Genomic DNA, 17,976 nt, shown 5'->3' with positions numbered 1-17,976 from the left:
GGTTCGAGTCCTCTCGGGCGCGCCATCTTTTTACCCTTAGCAATCCAGTTCGGGAAGTAGCTCAGCTTGGTAGAGCACTTGGTTTGGGACCAAGGGGTCGCAGGTTCGAATCCTGTCTTCCCGACCAAACAATGGGGCCTTAGCTCAGCTGGGAGAGCGCCTGCCTTGCACGCAGGAGGTCAGCGGTTCGATCCCGCTAGGCTCCACCAACTATAATAATAAAGATCCTGGCGGCGTAGCTCAGCTGGCTAGAGCGTACGGTTCATACCCGTAAGGTCGGGGGTTCGATCCCCTCTGCCGCCACTTTTTTAGGACCTTTAGCTCAGTTGGTTAGAGCAGACGGCTCATAACCGTCCGGTCGCAGGTTCGAGTCCTGCAAGGTCCACCATTTATCTATTATCACGGAGGAATACCCAAGTTTGGCTGAAGGGATCGGTCTTGAAAACCGACAGGGGAGTCAAATCCCGCGGGGGTTCGAATCCCTCTTCCTCCTCCATATTTTTGAAATGTGTGGACAATTTATTTTAAGATCTTGTGTAAAGTCACCATCTATATTATTATCGCGGGGTGGAGCAGTTCGGTAGCTCGTTGGGCTCATAACCCAAAGGTCGCAGGTTCAAATCCTGCCCCCGCAACCAAATGGTCCCGTGGTGTAGCGGTTAACATGCCTGCCTGTCACGCAGGAGATCGCCGGTTCGATCCCGGTCGGGACCGCCATTTTTACTTAACAAAATGTGGGTCAGTAGCTCAGTCGGTAGAGCATTAGATTGAAGCTCTAAGTGTCGGCGGTTCGATTCCGTCCTGACCCACCATTTTGCGGGTGTAGTTTAGTGGTAAAACCTCAGCCTTCCAAGCTGATGATGAGGGTTCGATTCCCTTCACCCGCTCCATAATTTATACATATGGGCCTATAGCTCAGCTGGTTAGAGCGCACGCCTGATAAGCGTGAGGTCGATGGTTCGAGTCCATTTAGGCCCACCATTCCGAAGTAGCTCAGTGGTAGAGCACCGCACTGTTAATGCGATGGTCGTAGGTTCGAGTCCTACCTTCGGAGCCATACTGGGGAAGTACTCAAGTGGCTGAAGAGGCGCCCCTGCTAAGGGTGTAGGTCGGGCAACCGGCGCGAGGGTTCAAATCCCTCCTTCTCCGCCAGTATTTGGCCCCTTGGTCAAGCGGTTAAGACACCGCCCTTTCACGGCGGTAACACGGGTTCGAATCCCGTAGGGGTCATCATAAAAAAGTGTCATGCATTTAGTTGCATGACACTTTTTTTCGTTTTCCCTGAAACGTAACTGTGGAGCATCATGCCGAGCATGACAAGCAGAAGGCCAATCAAAGATAAGCCGGATGGCCAAGCAATTGTTAAGAACAACATCTCTCCTGCTAATGCGAATAACACTTCCATTGATTGGGTAGCTTCAACCGCTCCCAGCTTCTGCATATTTCCTCTGACCAGATCGGTAGCTTTAAAAAATAGGACTGTGGCAATAACCCCAGAACTGATAGCGACGATCAGTGTTTGAAAGCTTTGTGAAGCTGTAGGTCCACCTACCGTAAGAAAACCGTACAAGGACAACAGCAGCCAAAAAGGCAAACTGGCCAAGGTCATTCCTAAAACCCTTTGATAGGCATCTAACCTGCCTTCGCATAGATCCATCATTTTTCTGTTTCCTAATGGATAGGCGAAAGCAGCAATCAGGACTGGAATAAACCCAAACCAAAGCGTTGCTGATGAAACCGTAGAGACATGCTCCAGCTGCATCAAGCTGACTCCTGCCAGTATGATAAATGAAATCATTAGCCCTCTAATCGGAATTTTTCCTCTCAACTGTACCGGTTCTTTATTGTTGTGTATAGTAATTAAGAATAAGGGAGCAAGGAGAGTACCTGCGATAATGGTGATTTGCCATGTTCCAGCAATCAGCCAGCCAGGTGAATATGCAGCAGCAAAACACAAAGGCGCATAGAATAAACCGAATCCGACAAAACTCCATAATGCCCATGCTCGTTTATTTCTATTCATCTCCTGCAATAATGGAAGCAAGTTCTTTCTGGATAGAACAATGAACAGCAGGAAGGGAACCATGAATATATAGCGCAGAGAGGCACTCCAGATCCAACTTCCGCCGCCGGCTTCCATAGTGGCGTTCAATACAAAAGTAAAGGCAAAGAAAAAAGCTGCAATAATACCGATAATGATAGGTTTCACTTTGAATCCTCCTTGAATGAAAAATTACGAATTATTTAACTACTATATCGCAAGCTTCTCTTTTCTTCAAAGGAATAAAGGAATATATGAAAAAACAAAAAGGGATTTCCATGGAAATCCCTTTTTGTCTGTCTATTTTTTATAGAAGATAGTCAATCAGCAATCCAATGCCGAGCAAAAAAGCGAAAAAAGTGTTTGTTTTTCCAGTGTCTTTCATCGCAGGCATTACTTTTAACGGCTCTGTAAAGCGTTTAAAGATCTGAACCACTTTAATCGGCTTTAAGACACTGAGGAAGACGAGCAAAGCCCATGGTGTCAACATGCCTGAAAGAACGAGAATACCGATCCAGGCGTATGCCAAAATGAAAAAGAACATAAGTATATTGACTGCCGCCGGTCGTCTAACAAGAATTGCAAGTGTTTTACGGCCGCTTTCTTCATCTCCGACGATATCGCGAATGTTGTTGGACAACATGATAGCCGCTACTAACAATGTGCTTGGCACAGCTAATAACGAAGCTTCGACTGTTACCATTCCCGTCTGGATGTAGAAGGCGATGATGACAATCAGATAGCCCATGACGACTCCTGAGAAAAGTTCACCGAAAGGCGTATAGGCAATAGGGTAAGGTCCTCCGGTATAAAGATAACCGATCATCATCGCAACTCCACCAACAACCAAAAGCCACCAGCTTGTCTGAGAACAAATATAGAGGCCGATGATTGCAGCAATTGCATATAGCAGCAGAGCTAAGGACAAAACAGTTTTAGGCTTTACTCCGTTGCGGACAATTGCTCCGCCGATACCGACAGATTTTTCATTATCCAAGCCTCTGGCAAAATCGTAGTACTCATTAAACATATTAGTAGCTGCTTGAATCAGTAAGCTGGCGACCAGCATAGCCAGGAATAAAGTCCAATCGATAGGGGAATAGTGTAAAGCGATCATCGTTCCCAAAAAAACAGGAGCGAAGGATGCGGTTAAAGTATGAGGCCGTGTCAATTGCCACCAGACCCGCCATCCGCTGTCCGCTTGTAATGAATGTGTCATATTTATCTCTCCTTTAATTATTTCCACTCTTCATTGTACTTCAAAATAGAGCTGAATACAGCAAATGATGTGCTGATTTTTATAGAAAAGAGTATGATAGAGGGTAGAGATTAAAAAGTGAAATAGTAGATGGAATAAACTAGACTATTGTCTTAAAACGGAGGTAATCAGGTGAATTCAGAATCGTCTTCATCGACCCAGCAATTTGCGGCGGGCCCATACGAAGGCTACCGCTTTTATACTGAAACAATTGAAGTAGCACGAATGTCTGCATTGGCTTTTTTTGAAGCTGGTGGAAATGACCATAAGGGAAAGCGGATGTATTGGCAGAATCGCGAAAAGACTTTTACATTAGTCGGAATCGGGCATGCCCACGTGCTTTCCACAAATAAAACAAATGGACGTTTTGAGAAAATAAAAGAGGATTGGACAAGTCTTTGCCGACAAATCGTCAACGAAGAACACTCGGTCCAGCCTGTGCTGTTCGGTGGCTTTTCATTTGATCCATTAAATGGAAAATCAAGTGAATGGACAAAGTTCCCACAGGCTTATTTTGCAGTGCCGACTTTCCAGTTGATTTTAAAAGGCGAGCAGGCTTTTGTCAGTATCCACTTAATCACTGAAAAACAGGAGAGTTTTGCAGAATTTGATGCGATGCGGAAAGAACGGGACAAATTGATTCATGCGGCGCAGGTATCTGAAGTAGACAAATACGATAAACCGCGGGCAACCGGCCGAACAGAATTAAGAAAAGAAGAATATCTGGCTTCTATTCAGCAGGTCACAGACATTATTAAAGCCAAAGAAGTGGAGAAGGTCGTCATTGCGCGGGCATTGCGATTGGAATTTGAACACAAATTGTCACCGGCTTCTGCATTGTACCAAGTGTCGAATGAACAGCCTGAAAGCTTTCTATTTGGTTTGGAGGCGGAAGAGCAGTTTTTCTTTGGTGCAACACCTGAACGCTTGGTGAAAGTAGAAGACCAAAAAGCACTATCGACCTGTTTGGCTGGTTCTACTCCACGGGGGAAAACAGTCGAGAAGGATATGGAATTGGGAGAAGCATTGTTGAAAGATCCAAAAAATCGTGCTGAACACCAATACGTGGTTAAGATGATTAGCGAAGTTTTTGAAGCAAACTGCAGCCGGACTGTTGTGCCGAAGTTACCGAAGCTGATGAAGATTAGAGATATTCAGCATTTGTATACACCGGTAGAGGGCAAGTTGAATCCAGACGCGACATTATTTGATCTGGTGGAAGTTCTTCATCCGACACCGGCGCTCGGAGGAGAACCCAAACTTGAAGCGTTGCACATGATCCGGGAACACGAAGCGATGAACCGCGGCTATTATGCAGCTCCTATTGGTTGGATTGATGCTAAGGGAGACGGTGAATTTGCAGTCGCGATTCGGTCGGCTTTATTGGACGGAGAAAAAGCTTATTTATATGCGGGCGGCGGAATTGTAGCAGATTCTACGCCGGAATCAGAGTATGACGAGACATGGGTTAAATTCAGACCGATGCTTCGGGCATTGGGAGGTCAATTGAGTGACGAGTCGTAAAGCATTAACAGAGTATGTATCCGCATTTACCCACTCGCTAGTCGAACTGGGTGTGACCGATGTTGTCATCAGTCCTGGATCCCGTTCTACGCCATTAGCCTATGCCTGCATGAAACAGCAAGGCTTGACTGTGTACCGGCAGATTGATGAACGTTCAGCGGCTTATTTTGCGCTCGGTATGGCAAAGGCTTCCGACAGACCGGTGATGCTATTATGTACATCGGGAACTGCAGCAGCCAATTATTTTCCAGCGATCGTTGAGGCATATTACGCGCGGGTGCCCCTGATTGTTGTAACGGCAGACCGGCCGCATGAACTGAGGGAAGTAGGGGCACCACAAGCGATCAACCAAGTCAATTTGTTTGGATCACATGTCAAATGGGCAACGGATTTGCCGATGCCGGAAACGGAAAACCAACTGGCTTTTCTATCACGCCATTTGCATCGTTCTGTGCGCAATGCCAGCAGTGAACCAAAAGGACCTGTGCACATCAATGTGCCGTTTCGTGAGCCGCTGCGCATCGATTTTGACCAGGCCTATGAAAGTCTTGGGGAAATTGCTCATTTTGGTGGAGAAATGTCTTTATCAACCGCCAGCAGGGAATTTTTGCAGAAGCAGATAATGAAAGAAAAGGGATTATTAATTGTAGGAGAAATGACTGCACCGATGCCGGCAAAATTCTGGGAGTTTATTCAGCAGCTTGATTGGCCGGTTATTGCGGATCCGCTGTCGAATTTGCGGGGCAATGTTCCTGCTGCCGTAAAGCATTTGATCATCGATTCTTATGATGCTTTATTGAAAAATGAGGCGTTTAAAGAACAGGCGCTTCCTGAAGTGGTTATTCGGATTGGACCGCAGCCGGTTTCAAAACCTTTGACCTTGTTCCTTGCTGCAGCAAAACCAGAATATTACATTGTCTTTGATGAAAGTCCCATGCTGCGCGACGCCCAGTCGGTGGTGACGCACCATATCCAAGCTTCTGCAAACGGTTTATGGCAGCTGTCTGTGGAAATGAAACCGACTAATCCATACCGTGAAAAATGGACTGCTGCTTCGAATATCTATTGGCAAGTTGTTGATCGCCATTGCCAGGAAGAACTGGATGAAGGCGTTCTAGCAAAATTGTTTTTCGATAAGCTGCAGGCCTGTGATTTGATTGTTGGCAGCAGCATGCCAATCCGTGATGTCGATACTTTTTTCCGAGCGACAGAACGGGATGTCAAATTATATGCGAATCGTGGTGCGAACGGAATTGACGGTGTTGTATCGACAGCTTTTGGCGTTCAGGCGGCAAAACAGCGGCCAGCATACCTGTTTATCGGTGATTTGTCGTTTCTGCATGACATGAATGGGTTGATTGCGTCCAAGATGCAGAAGACTGATTTGACGATTGTCATTATGAATAATGACGGCGGTGGAATTTTCTCTTATCTCCCTCAATCTCAAGAAGAGCGTCATTTTGAAGACTTGTTCGGTACGCCAACCGGATTGACGTTTGGCGATGCTGCGAAAATGTACGATGCAGAATATGCTTCAGTAGAGACAGCTGAACAATTGGCGGAAGCTTTGGACCAGCCGAAAAACAAAGCTGTGAAAATTATTGAAGTATTTACAGATCGCCAGAACAACGTCACGACACACCGGAAACTATGGAGCCGCTTCAACGAGGAGCTGGCAAATCGATGAAACTGGATGTCAGTGGAGTACACTATCATGTGGAAATGATCAATAAGGACAAAGAGGATACAATTGTCTTTCTGCATGGTTTTACAGGCAGCACAAAAACCTGGCAGCCGGTTATTAAAAATTGGGACGACTACAAAATTGTTTTGATCGATTTGATAGGGCATGGCGAAACGGATTGTCCCGAAGCTCTTGAATTTTATACAATGGAGCGTCAGCTGAAAGATCTGGATGAGTTGTTCGATCGCTTGGAGTTGGATCGCTTAACACTTATCGGCTATTCGATGGGCGGACGCACGGCTCTTGCTTATGCATGCAGTTTTTCAAAGCGGCTTAAGGGACTTGTGCTGGAAAGTGCTTCTCCGGGACTTCGGAGAGAAGTGGAGCGGCAGGAGCGCCGTGCACGCGACGAAGGATTGGCCAATCGGATCGTGGCTGGTGGGATAAGAAATTTTGTGGATCGATGGGAAAACATTCCTTTGTTCGACAGCCAGAAATCCTTACCGGAACCCGTGAAGCGGGCTGTGCGCGAAGAGCGGTTGGCACAGAATTCGACAGGCCTCGCTTACAGCCTTATCGGAATGGGGACCGGAGCACAAACCTCATATTGGGAGCGACTGCCGAGCTTAGAGTTGCCGGTTTTATTGGTGACGGGGCAGTTGGACAGGAAGTTTGAAACGATTGCCGGAGAAATGGCAGGGCTGCTGCCAAACGCTGTTCACAAAACTATCGATGCAGGGCATGCGATACATGTGGAAAAACCTGCTGAATTTGCTACAATAGTAAGGAAGTATTTAAGTTTGAACTACCAAGGAGGAAAATCATGACACGCGAGTGGATTACAGAACGTACATATGAAGATATCAAGTATGAAATTTTTAACGGCATTGCTAAAATCACCATCAACCGTCCGGAAGTGCGCAACGCTTTCCGTCCAAAAACGGTTCACGAATTGATCGATGCATTTTCCCGTGCACGCGACAACTCAGATGTAGGCGTCATCGTTTTGACTGGAGAAGGCGAAAAGGCTTTCTGTTCAGGTGGAGACCAATCCGTCCGCGGACATGGCGGCTATGTAGGGGAAGATGAAATTCCACGCTTGAATGTCCTTGACCTTCAGCGTTTGATCCGCGTTATTCCAAAACCGGTTGTCGCAATGGTTGCTGGCTATGCAATCGGAGGCGGACACGTTCTGCATGTGGTCTGTGACTTGACGATTGCTGCAGATAACGCACGTTTCGGCCAAACAGGCCCACGGGTCGGTTCGTTTGATGCAGGTTATGGTTCTGGTTACCTGGCTCGCATCATCGGACATAAGAAAGCCCGTGAAATTTGGTACCTATGCCGTCAATACGACGCGCAGGAAGCCTTGGATATGGGTCTAGTCAACACAGTAGTGCCTCTTGAGCAGTTGGAAGATGAAACAGTTCAATGGTGCCAGGAAATGCTCGAAATGAGCCCGACTGCACTTCGTTTCGTTAAAGCAGCAATGAACGCTGATACGGACGGCCTTGCTGGATTGCAGCAGATGGCTGGAGACGCAACATTATTGTATTACACAACGGATGAAGCAAAAGAAGGCCGCGATGCGTTCAAAGAAAAACGCAAGCCGGACTTTGGCCAATTCCCGCGTTTCCCTTGATCATCGAATAATTGAAAGCTGTCCTCTCAGGGGGCAGCTTTTTTTGAAGAAAGGATTTTTTACATGACGTATCCGAACTGGTTGAGTCAGCGGAGTTATTTGAGCGGCGACCGCATGGCTTTATCATTCCAGGAGCAGCAATGGACATTTTCAGAAATAAACGAGCTGGCGCTTGCCTATGCCGGCAAACTGAAAGCGCTTGGAATAAAGGAAGATTCACGCGTAGCGATCTTGGCGAAGTCCAATCCGGAATCCATCTTTGTCATGTATGGCTGCCTTCATCTAGGCTGCGAAATGGTCATGCTGAATGAACGGCTGGCGCAGGCTGAACTGGCGTATCAAATCGACGATTCGGCAGTGGCTCATATTTTGGCAGCAGATCTCCTGAAGGATAAAGTTGATGTATCCGGAGTGATATTATTCAGTGAAATTGAAGCTGCTGCACCTGCGGAGTTTGAACCGCAAAAGCAGTGGATGCAAGATCGCACAATTTCCATTATGTATACATCGGGGACAACCGGAAGTCCGAAAGGCGTTCGGCAAACGGCGGAAAACCATTTCTCAAGCGCTGTATCTTCTGCGCTCAATATCGGTATTGCGCCTGAAGACGTATGGCTTTGTTCAGTACCGCTGTTTCATATCAGCGGCTTTTCAATTCTCATGAGATCGCTGATTTATGGAATGGGCGTGCGGCTACACGAGAAGTTCGATGCAAAACAAAGCGCTGAAGAAATCTGTAGGGGAAAAGTGACATATATGTCACTGGTCGGTGTGATGCTGGAGCGCGTTCTGGCAAATGTAGAAGAAGCTTCGATGCAGGCGTCTCCACAGTTTAAAGCCATTCTCGCAGGGGGCGGTCCGATTCCAGTCGGCTATATTAAGCGCGCTGAAAAAAGCGGCATTCCGGTCTTGCAGACGTATGGCATGACGGAAACTTCCTCGCAGACCACGACTTTACAGTCAGCAGATGCAGAACGGAAAATTGGCTCTTCAGGCAAACCGTTGTTTCTATATCAAGTAAGAATAGATGGAACTGAAAAACCTGGAGAAAATGGGGAAATTCTCATTCATGGCCCCCAAGTAACACCTGGATATATTGGCAAATTTGCGGAGCGTAAGGTTCAAGAAGATGGCTGGCTCCATACAGGAGACATCGGCTACTTAGATGAAGAAGGGTTTTTATTCGTCGTGGATCGTCGTTCGGACCTGATCGTGTCCGGCGGTGAAAATGTTTATCCGGCTGAAATTGAAAAAGTCTTGCTGGCCCATCCAGCTGTACGTGAAGCGGGCGTTTGTGGAGCTCCAGATGAAAAATGGGGAGAAGTTCCCGTAGCTTACCTGGTGCTGAACAAAGAGATTTCAGAAGAAGAATTGCTGACTTTTTGCCGTGGACAGATAGCTTCCTATAAAGTGCCGAAAAGCTTATCGTTTGTTGAGGAGTTGCCGCGCAACGCGTCAAACAAGCTGTTGAGAAGAGAGTTGAGAAAATGGCTGTAACCATTAAAAATATCGAGTTTAAGACGATCCGGCAGCCGCTGCGGACATCGTTCAAGACGGTATTGCAGCAGGTGGATGAACGTGAAGTGATTGTGGTTTTTGTTACCAGTGATACGGGGCATGTCGGCTTCGGTGAATGTGTGGCGTTCGAGTCGCCATGGTATACAGAAGAAACCATCACGGGTTGTCGTTTTGTCATGGAACAGGTGTTGACACCCTTGCTTATACAAAGGTCTATCAGGCATCCGCGTGAAGTCTGGGAATTGTTTGCAGCAGTCAAAGGCAATCGAATGGCCAAAGCAGCTATTGAAATGGCTGTGTGGGATTTGTTTGCCAAGCACCAAGGTGTACCATTATGGGAGTTCGTAGGAGGAGCAAAGCAGTCAATTCCGGCTGGGGTCGTCGTAGCCTCAGATGCTTCGGAAATTGCTGGGCAAGTGGAGGCGGCAGCAAAAGACGGTTATCAGCGCGTCAAGATCAAGATTCAACCGGGGGCAGAACCGTCTCTACTTCAGTCAGTTGTTCAAGCCTATCCGAAACTGCAGTTTTTTGCTGATGCTAATGGAAGCTTTGAGGCCTCTGGCTTTGATCGGTTAAAAGCGTTTGACACAGTCGGATTCACGTTAATTGAACAGCCTTTTGGCGAGCGTCAATGGAAGTTGCATGCAAGAGCAAAAAAAGAGATGTCTACCCGAATTTGCCTTGATGAAAGCATCGCCTGTATAGAAGATTTACAGCAGATGATCGATAGTGAGGCAGGAGATATTGTCGTATTGAAAATGAGCCGGCTCGGCGGATGGACAGAAACCTTAAAGCTTGTCGAGTTGTGCCAGGCACATTCAATCGGCATGTGGGTAGGCGGAATGATTGAGTTTGGTGTTTCAAAAGCCCATAACCTGGCCCTGGCTTCCTTGTCGGGAATTTCATATCCGGGTGATTTTTCAGCTTCTCGGCATTTCTGGGAGCAAGATATTGTTGAACCGGAAATAATCGTTGAAAATGGTCAAATCCGGTTAAGCGACAAACCGGGAATCGGTTACGAAGTGGTCTGAATCGAGTCTGATTCAGGCTTTTCTTATAAATTGAGACAAAGTTGAAGTATTTGTTTTTCAGTAGGGAGAAAGTATGAGATAATGAATAAAAATTAACGGAAATGAATAACTATAATTTAAATTGATTCCACTGCGTAGCTTTTTATGTTTGAAAAACTGTGATTAATATAGCTTGAAAATAACGAGTGACCATGGAGGCGAGTCGATGTTCCTGAATCGAATCAGTTTGATGAAGGAGAATATTGAGGATTTTGACAAGTATCCATTTACTGTTCCTGCCATCAACAGTTTGGATGAGTTGGATCTAACTGATGCAATTACATTTTTCGTGGGGGAAAACGGCTCGGGCAAGTCTACACTGCTGGAAGCCATAGCAGATAAATGCGGCTTCAATACGGCTGGAGGCGGACGTAACAACACTTATGATGTGCATGCAGCTGAATCTGCATTGGGAGATCATATACGACTTTCCTGGATGCCGAAAGTTTCGAACGGGTTTTTTATGCGGGCTGAATCATTCTATCATTTTGCGACGCATATCGATGAAGTTGATGGAGATGGCTTTCAGGCTTATGGCGGACGATCTTTACATGAACAATCACATGGGGAATCGTTTTTGTCCTTGTTTTTAAACCGCTTTAACGGCCGTGCTCTTTACTTGCTGGATGAACCGGAAGCCGCACTGTCTCCTCAGCGGCAATTGACGTTTCTCCGAATCTTGAAGGACTTGACGGCAGAGGGAAATTGCCAGTTCATCATTGCGACCCATTCACCCATTCTTCTCGGGTATCCCGAGGCGAAAATTTTGAGTTTCGACGGTGGCACCATTCAGGAGATCGATTATGAAATGACAGATCATTACCGGATTACGAAATATTTTTTAGACCATCGTCAAAAATTCCTAAAAGAGATCTTAGAAGATTGATTGGCCGTTATACAATAAAGAAAATAAGAATTTTAACTTGGAGTGAATAAAAAGGTGGGGTGAAATGTGAAGAATTTGGAAAAGGCAATAATAAAGAGCTTTGCTATTGGGTTACCGGAGAAAATGACTTATGGAAACGGCAAGGAAATGGAGACAGCTATTCGAAAACAACAGGTGCAGGAAGCATTTTTAACTAAGGATGGTTTCCAAGGAGACGGGGTTGCAGATACAAAGTATCACGGCGGACCTGAACGTGCCGTGTGCATTTATCCATATGAACATTATGAGTTCTGGAACAATTTTTTTGACACGGAATTGCCACGCGCGGCTTTTGGAGAAAACTTAACTGTCACTAACATGCTGGAACAAGATATTCATATTGGTGACATCTTTCAAATAGGCGAAGCGGTCATCCAGGTGACGCAGGGAAGAGTGCCTTGTCATGTGATCGACAGAAGCTTAGAGATGAAGCCCTTACTGAAAGAAATGGTCAAGACCGGCTACACGGGCTATCTTTGCCGCGTGTTGGAAGAAGGCATGATCAGAGCGGATTCAACCATCCGTACAGTCGCGAAAGATCCTCAGCAAGTGTCGGTTCTCTATGCCAATGAAGTTAATTACCACCGCCCAAAAGATATCGATGGAATTGTCAAAGTGCTCCAAGCCGAAGAGCTAGCGGACGAATGGCGGCAATTCCTTACCAAGCGGTTAATCAAACTGACAGCCGGTAAGTAGCGTAGCTCTTTCTTCACCGATAGAAAAAGCACTGCAGCTGAAATTTCGCTGCAGTGCTTTTTCTATTAATGAGAGGATAGACCTGTTAAGTCGCTTGTTTTTATTTCAGAACTGTTTCAAGAACTTGTAGGTTTTTTTCCATCAAAGTGAAATATGTTTCTTCATTATTAATATTTTCCTGTGTCAAAACACCAAGATTATGCATCTGAATCGCTTCAGCTCCGACTTCGTTTTGAATAACTTCTGTCAGGTTAGAGGAAACGTTTTGTTCAAAGACGATGTACTGTATATCTTTTTCTTTAGCCAAGTCCACAATTTCAGTCAATTCTTTTTGTGAAGGCTCGTCCTGGCTGTTTAAGCCGGCGACAGCAACTTGCTCAAAGCCATATGGCTCTGATAAATAGCTGAAAGCCGCATGAGAAACAAAGAATGTATCTCTGCTGACACGCTCAGATAATGCTTCGAACGAACGATCCAATGTTTCCAATTCCACAACCAGTTCTGTGTAGTTGCTTTCATAGGTTTCTGCGTTTTCCGGATCTGCTGCCGTCAACGAATCCTTAATCGACTCGGCCAGCTTTTCACTCAACATTGGAGACATCCAAACATGCGGATCGGTAGAACCGTGATCATGGCCATCGTGGCTTCCATCTTCGCTGTGAGCTTCCTCATCGTGGGCTTCATCACTATGAGCTTCTTCGCCATGGGCTTCCTCATCGTGGGCTTCATCACTATGAGCTTCTTCACCATGGGCTTCCTCATCGTGAGCTTCTTCGCTATGAGCGTCTTCTTCATGAACGTGTCCAAGAGCTTCTTCCAGTTCTTCATCTGAAATGTTATCAGCAGTTGCGACAAATTCGACATTTTCATTTTGCAAGGTCTTTTTTGCACTGTCAATAAAGCCTTCCAGACCCAGGCCAACGGTAAACATCAGGTCAGCGTCAGCGAGTTTAATCATGTCCTGTTGGGTCGGTTCAAACGTGTGTTCATTGGAACCGGCAGGATAAATCGACTGGACATCGACTAAATCACCGGCAATGCGTTCAGTAAAATAAGTCAAAGGGTATACCGTGGTATAAACTTGAAGCTTTTCTGCATCATCATCAATGCTTTGAGCTTCTTCACTTGTTTCGCCACAAGCGGCTAATGGTAATATAAGGACTGCTAGTAATAATAATTTCTTCATGTTCAACCTCCAAAATGTAACGATTACGTTTTAATAACTATTAGAATACTACATGATGTTCTATAAAAACACAAGAAAAACCACCAATTATTTTTTTGGTGGCCATTCTTCCGGAACAAAATCGATTCCGCCTTTATGGAAAGGGTGACAGCTCAAGATGCGTTTCGCTGCCAAATATCCGCCCTTCAGTGCGCCATGCTTTTCTACAGCTTCGATGCCATAATGCGAACAGGTTGGATAAAAGCGGCAGCTTGGCGGCGACAAGGGAGAGATGAACCGCTGGTAAAAGCGGAAAAACCGCAGTAGCACTGTCTTCATGATCTTTCAGCTCTTTTCAGGTGAATTCCTTATATGTTTATTGTAGGGGGATTAGAGGTATAAATAAAGTATAAGAACTTATCAAACTACTTGGAGAGTGATTGGAAATGTCAACGGAATTAAACCAGGAATTAAACGTACAAGTGGCTACATGGTCTGTAGCTTATACCAAATTACATAATTTTCATTGGTATGTAAAAGGGCCTTCGTTCTTTACTTTACACGTGAAATTTGAAGAGCTATACAACGAAGCAACTCTTCATATGGATGAAATTGCAGAGCGTTTGCTTGCACTTGGCGGTAAACCAGTAGCTACTATGAAAGAACAATTGGAGCTTTCAGTGATTGAGGAAGCGAGCAGCAAGGAATCAGCCGAAGAAATGGTCGATACAGTTGTCAGCGATTATGACAAAATTATGACTTCACTTAAAAAAGGTATGGAATTAGCAGCAGCAGACGGAGACGACATGACAGAAGACATGTTAAATGCCATCCATCAAAACCTTGAAAAACATTCTTGGATGTTATCTGCATTCTTGGGAGAAAAGAAGTAAAATAGAATTATACGAGCGTACACTGAATTTTAGTGTACGCTTTTCTTATGGCATCGAGGTGGGAAAATGCAGTATCGGGATTTAAACGGTTATACATGTGAATTATCATTTGAAACAAAATTTTTCCCTATCGAAAGCAGGCACATCCTAGTGATCAGCCAGTACAAAGGGCAATGGGTCCTGACAAACCACAGCAAACGTGGATTGGAATTTCCCGGCGGCAAAGTGGAAGCAGGGGAAAGTTTACTGGACGCCGCAAAAAGGGAAGTATATGAAGAAACTGGCGCTCATGTGAAGGAGTTGGAGTGGTTCGCGGAATATGTGGTTTATTCAGCGAAACCTTTTTGTAAAACTGTTTTTATTGGAGTGGCAGATAAAGTGGATTGCATCGAGCTTCTTGAAACAGAAGGAATTGTTTTGATGAAAGAATTGGAGTTGAACAATGATTTTAGTTTTTTGATGAAAGATGCTGGAATGAGAAAAATAATAGAGAAGGTGAAGCAGCTTGGAAAATGGGACGATTGAGACTAAGAAACCTTATCCTTCTCCGAATCCCCATGTCCGGTTGACGGAAATTGTTTATTGGTCGGAAGGATTACGGGTCAAAGGTATGTTGGCAGAGCCCAAAGAGGCAGGAGTCTACAGCGGCATCCTGTATTTAAGGGGAGGCATCCAGTCAATTGGAATGGTGCGCCCTGCAAGAATTGCCCAGTTTGCTGCGGAAGGATTTGTGGTGTTCGCTCCTTATTACAGAGGCAACCGGGGAGGCGAAGGACGCGACGAGTTTGCTGGGGCAGATCGATGGGATGCAGTCAATGCAGTCGATGTATTAAAAAAGTTCGGCAACGGCAAAGTGCATCTCCTGGCTTTTTCAAGAGGCGGAATCATGGCCTTATGGACTGCAGTCTTGCGGCAAGACATCACTTCAGTTGTCACTTGGGCAGGAGTTACGGATACGGTTCTGACCTATAAAGAACGGCCTGACATGCGCCGCATGATGAAACGGCTTTATGGAGGAACACCGAATACGGCATTGGCTGAATACGAAGAGCGCAATCCGTTGCTGCGGATTGAAGAGAGCTCTGCCCCTTTTTTAATCATCCACGGTTTACAGGATAAAAATGTTTCTCCAGGACAAGCCTATCTATTGGAAGAAGCGCTGAAGCTTAATGGACAAGATCATGAAACTTGGTACTTTCCAGAGTATACGCATTTCTTTCCGCCAACAGCCAATCGCAAAACGGTTAAAGCGGTTTGTAAGTGGATGAGGGATCTTGAGGAATAGGACAGCCAAAAAGCCCGTTCGGAGTAAAATCCGAACGGGCTTTTATCAAGTGCTTATTTTTGAATCGGTCCGCCCAATGTAGTGATCTTAGGTGCGACAGTACCGAACTTCTGGAAGTTTTGCTGGAATTTGTGTGCCAGCTCCAGGGCTTTTTGATCGTATAAATCTTTGTCTGCCCATGCATTGCGTGGGTTTAATACTTCTGTTGGGACTCCAGGTACTTGTACCGGAATTTCAAGGCCGAAAATCGCTTCTTTTTCAGTCGGCACATTGCTCAGCTCGCCTTTGATGGCAGCGCGGACCATTGTGCGCGTGTAGGAAAGTTTCATGCGGCTTCCGACTCCGTATTCTCCACCAGTCCAGCCAGTGTTGACAAGGAATACTTGAACATCGTGCTCATCAATTTTGTTGCCGAGCATTTCTGCATAGACAGTTGCATGCAATGGAAGGAAAGGTGAACCGAAGCACGTTGAGAATGTCGCTTCAGGTGACGTGATGCCACGTTCCGTTCCAGCCAATTTTGATGTATAGCCGCTAAGGAAATGATACATTGCCTGTTCTTTTGTCAGCTTGCTGATTGGAGGCAGAACGCCGAAAGCATCAGCTGTAAGGAAAACAATCGTTTTTGGATGTCCAGCAACTGAAGGATCCACGATATTATCGATTGCCTGCATTGGGTATGCAGCACGTGTGTTTTCAGTCAATGATTCATCATCATAATCAGGAATGCGTGTAACAGGATCTACAACCACGTTTTCAAGTACAGATCCGAAACGGATGGCATCATAAATCTGTGGTTCGTTTTCACGGGATAAGTTAATGGTTTTTGCGTAGCAGCCACCTTCAATGTTGAAAACGCCGTTATCAGACCAGCCATGCTCGTCATCACCGATCAATTTGCGGTCGCCATCAGCTGATAAAGTTGTTTTTCCTGTACCGGATAGCCCGAAGAACAAAGTAACATCTCCGTCTTGTCCAACATTGGCTGAACAATGCATCGGAAGGATTCCTTTTTCAGGAAGCAGGTAGTTCATGATCGAGAAGATGGATTTTTTCATTTCGCCGGCATATTCAGTTCCGCCAATCAAAATAATGCGTTGTTCCATCGACACGATGATAAATGTTTCAGAAGCGGTGCCGTCAACTGCGGGATCTGCCTGGAATGTGGGAGCATACACCACAGTAAATTCAGCTTCATGCGTTTTTAATTCTTCAGCCGTGGGACGGATAAACAACTGGTGGGCGAATAGGTTATGCCATGCGTATTCATTGATTGTTTGGATAGGCACACGTGATTCATGGTCAGCTCCAGCAAATCCTTTGAATACAAAAAGCGCATCTTTTTCTTTAAGGTGTTTGATGACTTTTGCGTATAGCTTCTCAAATACTTCGCTTGAAATCGGACGGTTCACATTGCCCCAGTCGACTTTGTTTTTAGAACTTTCTTCTTCCACCATGTATTTGTCTTTCGGTGAGCGGCCTGTGTATTTACCAGTCTCCGCTTTAACAGCGCCTTCCCGAGTCAATACCGCTTCTCCGCGGGATGTTGCTGCTTCCACTAATTGTGGCACTGATAATTGAACATGTACATTTGGGCCAGTTAAAAGATCATTTAAATCATTTGCAAAGTTCACTGAAGTCATATATATGTACCTTCCTTTTCTGTTATTCCCATGGATGGGGAGGATGTATATTCGTTCATTAGTATAACACATTAGCTTTATTAGTCTATACTAATCCCTCGCAGAAATGAAAAAATATTGAATAACATGCCCATAACAGCTGGTTTAGCACCATTCTATCTCTATCAGTCATACATTCCTTAAGGTCGTTGAATTTTCCTGTAGGTATCATAATAACAGCGAAAACCTAAAAGCTCACGTTAAATTGCTTGATTTCTTCTGGTAATCGACCACCTGAGGGCGAGTGGGGCGCTAAATTTCATGACTAACTTCATAGTTTTTAGAATTAGAAAGTTCGAATCTAAAAGTCTGACAACTTTATTTTTCTAAATCGTTGACATCAAGGCCCTACTTCCGTATGATGAAAAATTGAACGGATACTCTTATTCCGAGCTGGTGGAGGGGACAGGCCCTATGAAACCCGGCAACCTGCTGCAACTGCAGTGATGGTGCCCAACCTGAAGCAAGGCGCATAGGCCTTGGATGATAAGAGTGAAAGGTGCTTAAGATGATTTTCCTTTCCTCATTTTGGATGAGTGAAGGGATTTTTTTATGGAATGCCCTTAATCCTCGTGTGAAAGGCCACAAACGGC

General features: G+C 45.4%; 16 protein-coding genes, 13 tRNA genes and 1 riboswitch. Of the genes, 24 read left to right on the top strand and 5 right to left on the bottom strand.

What is annotated here, in order from left to right; all coding sequences use genetic code 11:
* Positions 1 to 50 precede the first annotated feature (50 nt).
* From FQV26_RS12140 to FQV26_RS12080, 13 genes are all read left to right on the top strand, one after another.
* Positions 51 to 127 (top strand) — tRNA-Pro (locus FQV26_RS12140).
* A gap of 6 nt (positions 128 to 133) precedes the next feature.
* Positions 134 to 209 (top strand) — tRNA-Ala (locus tag FQV26_RS12135).
* Between the two features lie 20 nt (positions 210 to 229).
* Positions 230 to 303, top strand: a tRNA-Met gene (locus FQV26_RS12130).
* Between the two features lie 8 nt (positions 304 to 311).
* Positions 312 to 388 (top strand) — tRNA-Ile (locus FQV26_RS12125).
* Between the two features lie 15 nt (positions 389 to 403).
* Positions 404 to 496, top strand: a tRNA-Ser gene (locus FQV26_RS12120).
* Positions 497 to 561: 65 nt separating this feature from the next.
* Positions 562 to 638 (top strand) — tRNA-Met (locus FQV26_RS12115).
* Positions 639 to 641: 3 nt separating this feature from the next.
* Positions 642 to 717 (top strand) — tRNA-Asp (locus FQV26_RS12110).
* Positions 718 to 736: 19 nt separating this feature from the next.
* A tRNA-Phe gene (locus FQV26_RS12105) sits at positions 737 to 812 on the top strand.
* Between the two features lie 4 nt (positions 813 to 816).
* Positions 817 to 890 (top strand) — tRNA-Gly (locus FQV26_RS12100).
* Between the two features lie 14 nt (positions 891 to 904).
* A tRNA-Ile gene (locus FQV26_RS12095) sits at positions 905 to 981 on the top strand.
* A gap of 1 nt (position 982) precedes the next feature.
* A tRNA-Asn gene (locus FQV26_RS12090) sits at positions 983 to 1,057 on the top strand.
* A 4-nt stretch (positions 1,058 to 1,061) separates the two neighbouring features.
* Positions 1,062 to 1,152, top strand: a tRNA-Ser gene (locus FQV26_RS12085).
* Positions 1,153 to 1,158: 6 nt separating this feature from the next.
* A tRNA-Glu gene (locus FQV26_RS12080) sits at positions 1,159 to 1,230 on the top strand.
* Positions 1,231 to 1,243: 13 nt separating this feature from the next.
* On the opposite strand, the gene FQV26_RS12075 is transcribed toward FQV26_RS12080, so the two are convergent.
* The gene (locus tag FQV26_RS12075; protein WP_146557716.1) at positions 1,244 to 2,209 is read right to left on the bottom strand and encodes a DMT family transporter; all 966 of its coding nucleotides are present in this window, start codon (positions 2,207 to 2,209) and stop codon (positions 1,244 to 1,246) included.
* Between the two features lie 139 nt (positions 2,210 to 2,348).
* Entirely contained in the window at positions 2,349 to 3,260 is a 912-nt protein-coding gene (locus FQV26_RS12070; protein WP_146557715.1) for a 1,4-dihydroxy-2-naphthoate polyprenyltransferase, read from the bottom strand.
* Between the two features lie 171 nt (positions 3,261 to 3,431).
* Here FQV26_RS12070 and FQV26_RS12065 point away from each other — a divergent pair, with 171 nt between their 5' ends.
* The 8 genes from FQV26_RS12065 to FQV26_RS12030 all read left to right on the top strand — a co-directional run bounded on the left by FQV26_RS12065 (position 3,432) and on the right by FQV26_RS12030 (position 12,358).
* On the top strand, positions 3,432 to 4,823 hold the full coding sequence (locus tag FQV26_RS12065) for an isochorismate synthase (protein WP_146557714.1): 1,392 nt from the start codon (positions 3,432 to 3,434) through the stop codon (positions 4,821 to 4,823).
* Complete coding sequence (menD, locus tag FQV26_RS12060) at positions 4,810 to 6,510, top strand: 2-succinyl-5-enolpyruvyl-6-hydroxy-3-cyclohexene-1-carboxylic-acid synthase (RefSeq protein WP_146557713.1); 1,701 nt, start codon at positions 4,810 to 4,812, stop codon at positions 6,508 to 6,510. Before FQV26_RS12065 ends, menD begins: the two co-directional genes overlap by 14 nt.
* Positions 6,507 to 7,334 carry a 2-succinyl-6-hydroxy-2,4-cyclohexadiene-1-carboxylate synthase gene (menH, locus tag FQV26_RS12055; protein WP_146557712.1) on the top strand — a complete coding sequence of 276 codons (828 nt, stop codon included), beginning with the start codon at positions 6,507 to 6,509 and terminating at the stop codon, positions 7,332 to 7,334. The genes menD and menH overlap by 4 nt, the downstream gene beginning before the upstream one ends.
* Positions 7,331 to 8,149, top strand: a complete 819-nt coding sequence (gene menB, locus FQV26_RS12050) for a 1,4-dihydroxy-2-naphthoyl-CoA synthase (RefSeq protein ID WP_008428953.1) — start codon at positions 7,331 to 7,333, stop codon at positions 8,147 to 8,149. The genes menH and menB overlap by 4 nt, the downstream gene beginning before the upstream one ends.
* 63 nt (positions 8,150 to 8,212) lie before the next feature.
* On the top strand, positions 8,213 to 9,646 hold the full coding sequence (locus FQV26_RS12045) for an o-succinylbenzoate--CoA ligase (protein ID WP_146557711.1): 1,434 nt from the start codon (positions 8,213 to 8,215) through the stop codon (positions 9,644 to 9,646).
* The gene (gene menC, locus FQV26_RS12040; protein WP_146557710.1) at positions 9,637 to 10,698 is read left to right on the top strand and encodes an o-succinylbenzoate synthase; all 1,062 of its coding nucleotides are present in this window, start codon (positions 9,637 to 9,639) and stop codon (positions 10,696 to 10,698) included. The genes FQV26_RS12045 and menC overlap by 10 nt, the downstream gene beginning before the upstream one ends.
* A 205-nt stretch (positions 10,699 to 10,903) precedes the next feature.
* A complete protein-coding gene (locus FQV26_RS12035) occupies positions 10,904 to 11,623 on the top strand; it encodes an AAA family ATPase (protein ID WP_146557709.1) in 720 nt (239 codons plus the stop codon).
* A 66-nt stretch (positions 11,624 to 11,689) separates the two neighbouring features.
* Positions 11,690 to 12,358: an MOSC domain-containing protein gene (locus tag FQV26_RS12030; protein WP_146557708.1), complete on the top strand. Its 669-nt coding sequence runs from the start codon at positions 11,690 to 11,692 to the stop codon at positions 12,356 to 12,358.
* A gap of 100 nt (positions 12,359 to 12,458) precedes the next feature.
* On the opposite strand, the gene FQV26_RS12025 is transcribed toward FQV26_RS12030, so the two are convergent.
* A complete protein-coding gene (locus FQV26_RS12025; protein WP_146557707.1) occupies positions 12,459 to 13,544 on the bottom strand; it encodes a metal ABC transporter solute-binding protein, Zn/Mn family in 1,086 nt (361 codons plus the stop codon).
* A gap of 87 nt (positions 13,545 to 13,631) precedes the next feature.
* Entirely contained in the window at positions 13,632 to 13,862 is a 231-nt protein-coding gene (yidD, locus tag FQV26_RS12020; protein WP_146557706.1) for a membrane protein insertion efficiency factor YidD, read from the bottom strand.
* Positions 13,863 to 13,969: 107 nt separating this feature from the next.
* Here yidD and FQV26_RS12015 point away from each other — a divergent pair, with 107 nt between their 5' ends.
* From FQV26_RS12015 to FQV26_RS12005, 3 genes are all read left to right on the top strand, one after another.
* Complete coding sequence (locus FQV26_RS12015; protein ID WP_146557705.1) at positions 13,970 to 14,416, top strand: Dps family protein; 447 nt, start codon at positions 13,970 to 13,972, stop codon at positions 14,414 to 14,416.
* Positions 14,417 to 14,482: 66 nt separating this feature from the next.
* The gene (gene ytkD / locus FQV26_RS12010; protein ID WP_146557704.1) at positions 14,483 to 14,941 is read left to right on the top strand and encodes an RNA deprotection pyrophosphohydrolase; all 459 of its coding nucleotides are present in this window, start codon (positions 14,483 to 14,485) and stop codon (positions 14,939 to 14,941) included.
* Positions 14,922 to 15,701 (top strand): alpha/beta hydrolase family protein, encoded by a 780-nt coding sequence (locus FQV26_RS12005; protein WP_146557703.1) that lies wholly within the window; start codon positions 14,922 to 14,924, stop codon positions 15,699 to 15,701. The genes ytkD and FQV26_RS12005 overlap by 20 nt, the downstream gene beginning before the upstream one ends.
* 53 nt (positions 15,702 to 15,754) lie before the next feature.
* Here the strand turns inward: FQV26_RS12005 and pckA are convergent, their stop codons facing one another.
* Positions 15,755 to 17,344 (bottom strand): phosphoenolpyruvate carboxykinase (ATP), encoded by a 1,590-nt coding sequence (gene pckA / locus FQV26_RS12000; RefSeq protein WP_146557702.1) that lies wholly within the window; start codon positions 17,342 to 17,344, stop codon positions 15,755 to 15,757.
* Between the two features lie 419 nt (positions 17,345 to 17,763).
* Positions 17,764 to 17,876, top strand: a riboswitch (SAM riboswitch).
* Positions 17,877 to 17,976: the final 100 nt, after the last annotated feature.

This window comes from Planococcus sp. CPCC 101016 (assembly GCF_007859295.1).
In the GTDB taxonomy this organism is placed as follows: domain Bacteria; phylum Bacillota; class Bacilli; order Bacillales_A; family Planococcaceae; genus Planococcus.
This window is presented reverse-complemented; position numbering and strand designations above follow the sequence as displayed.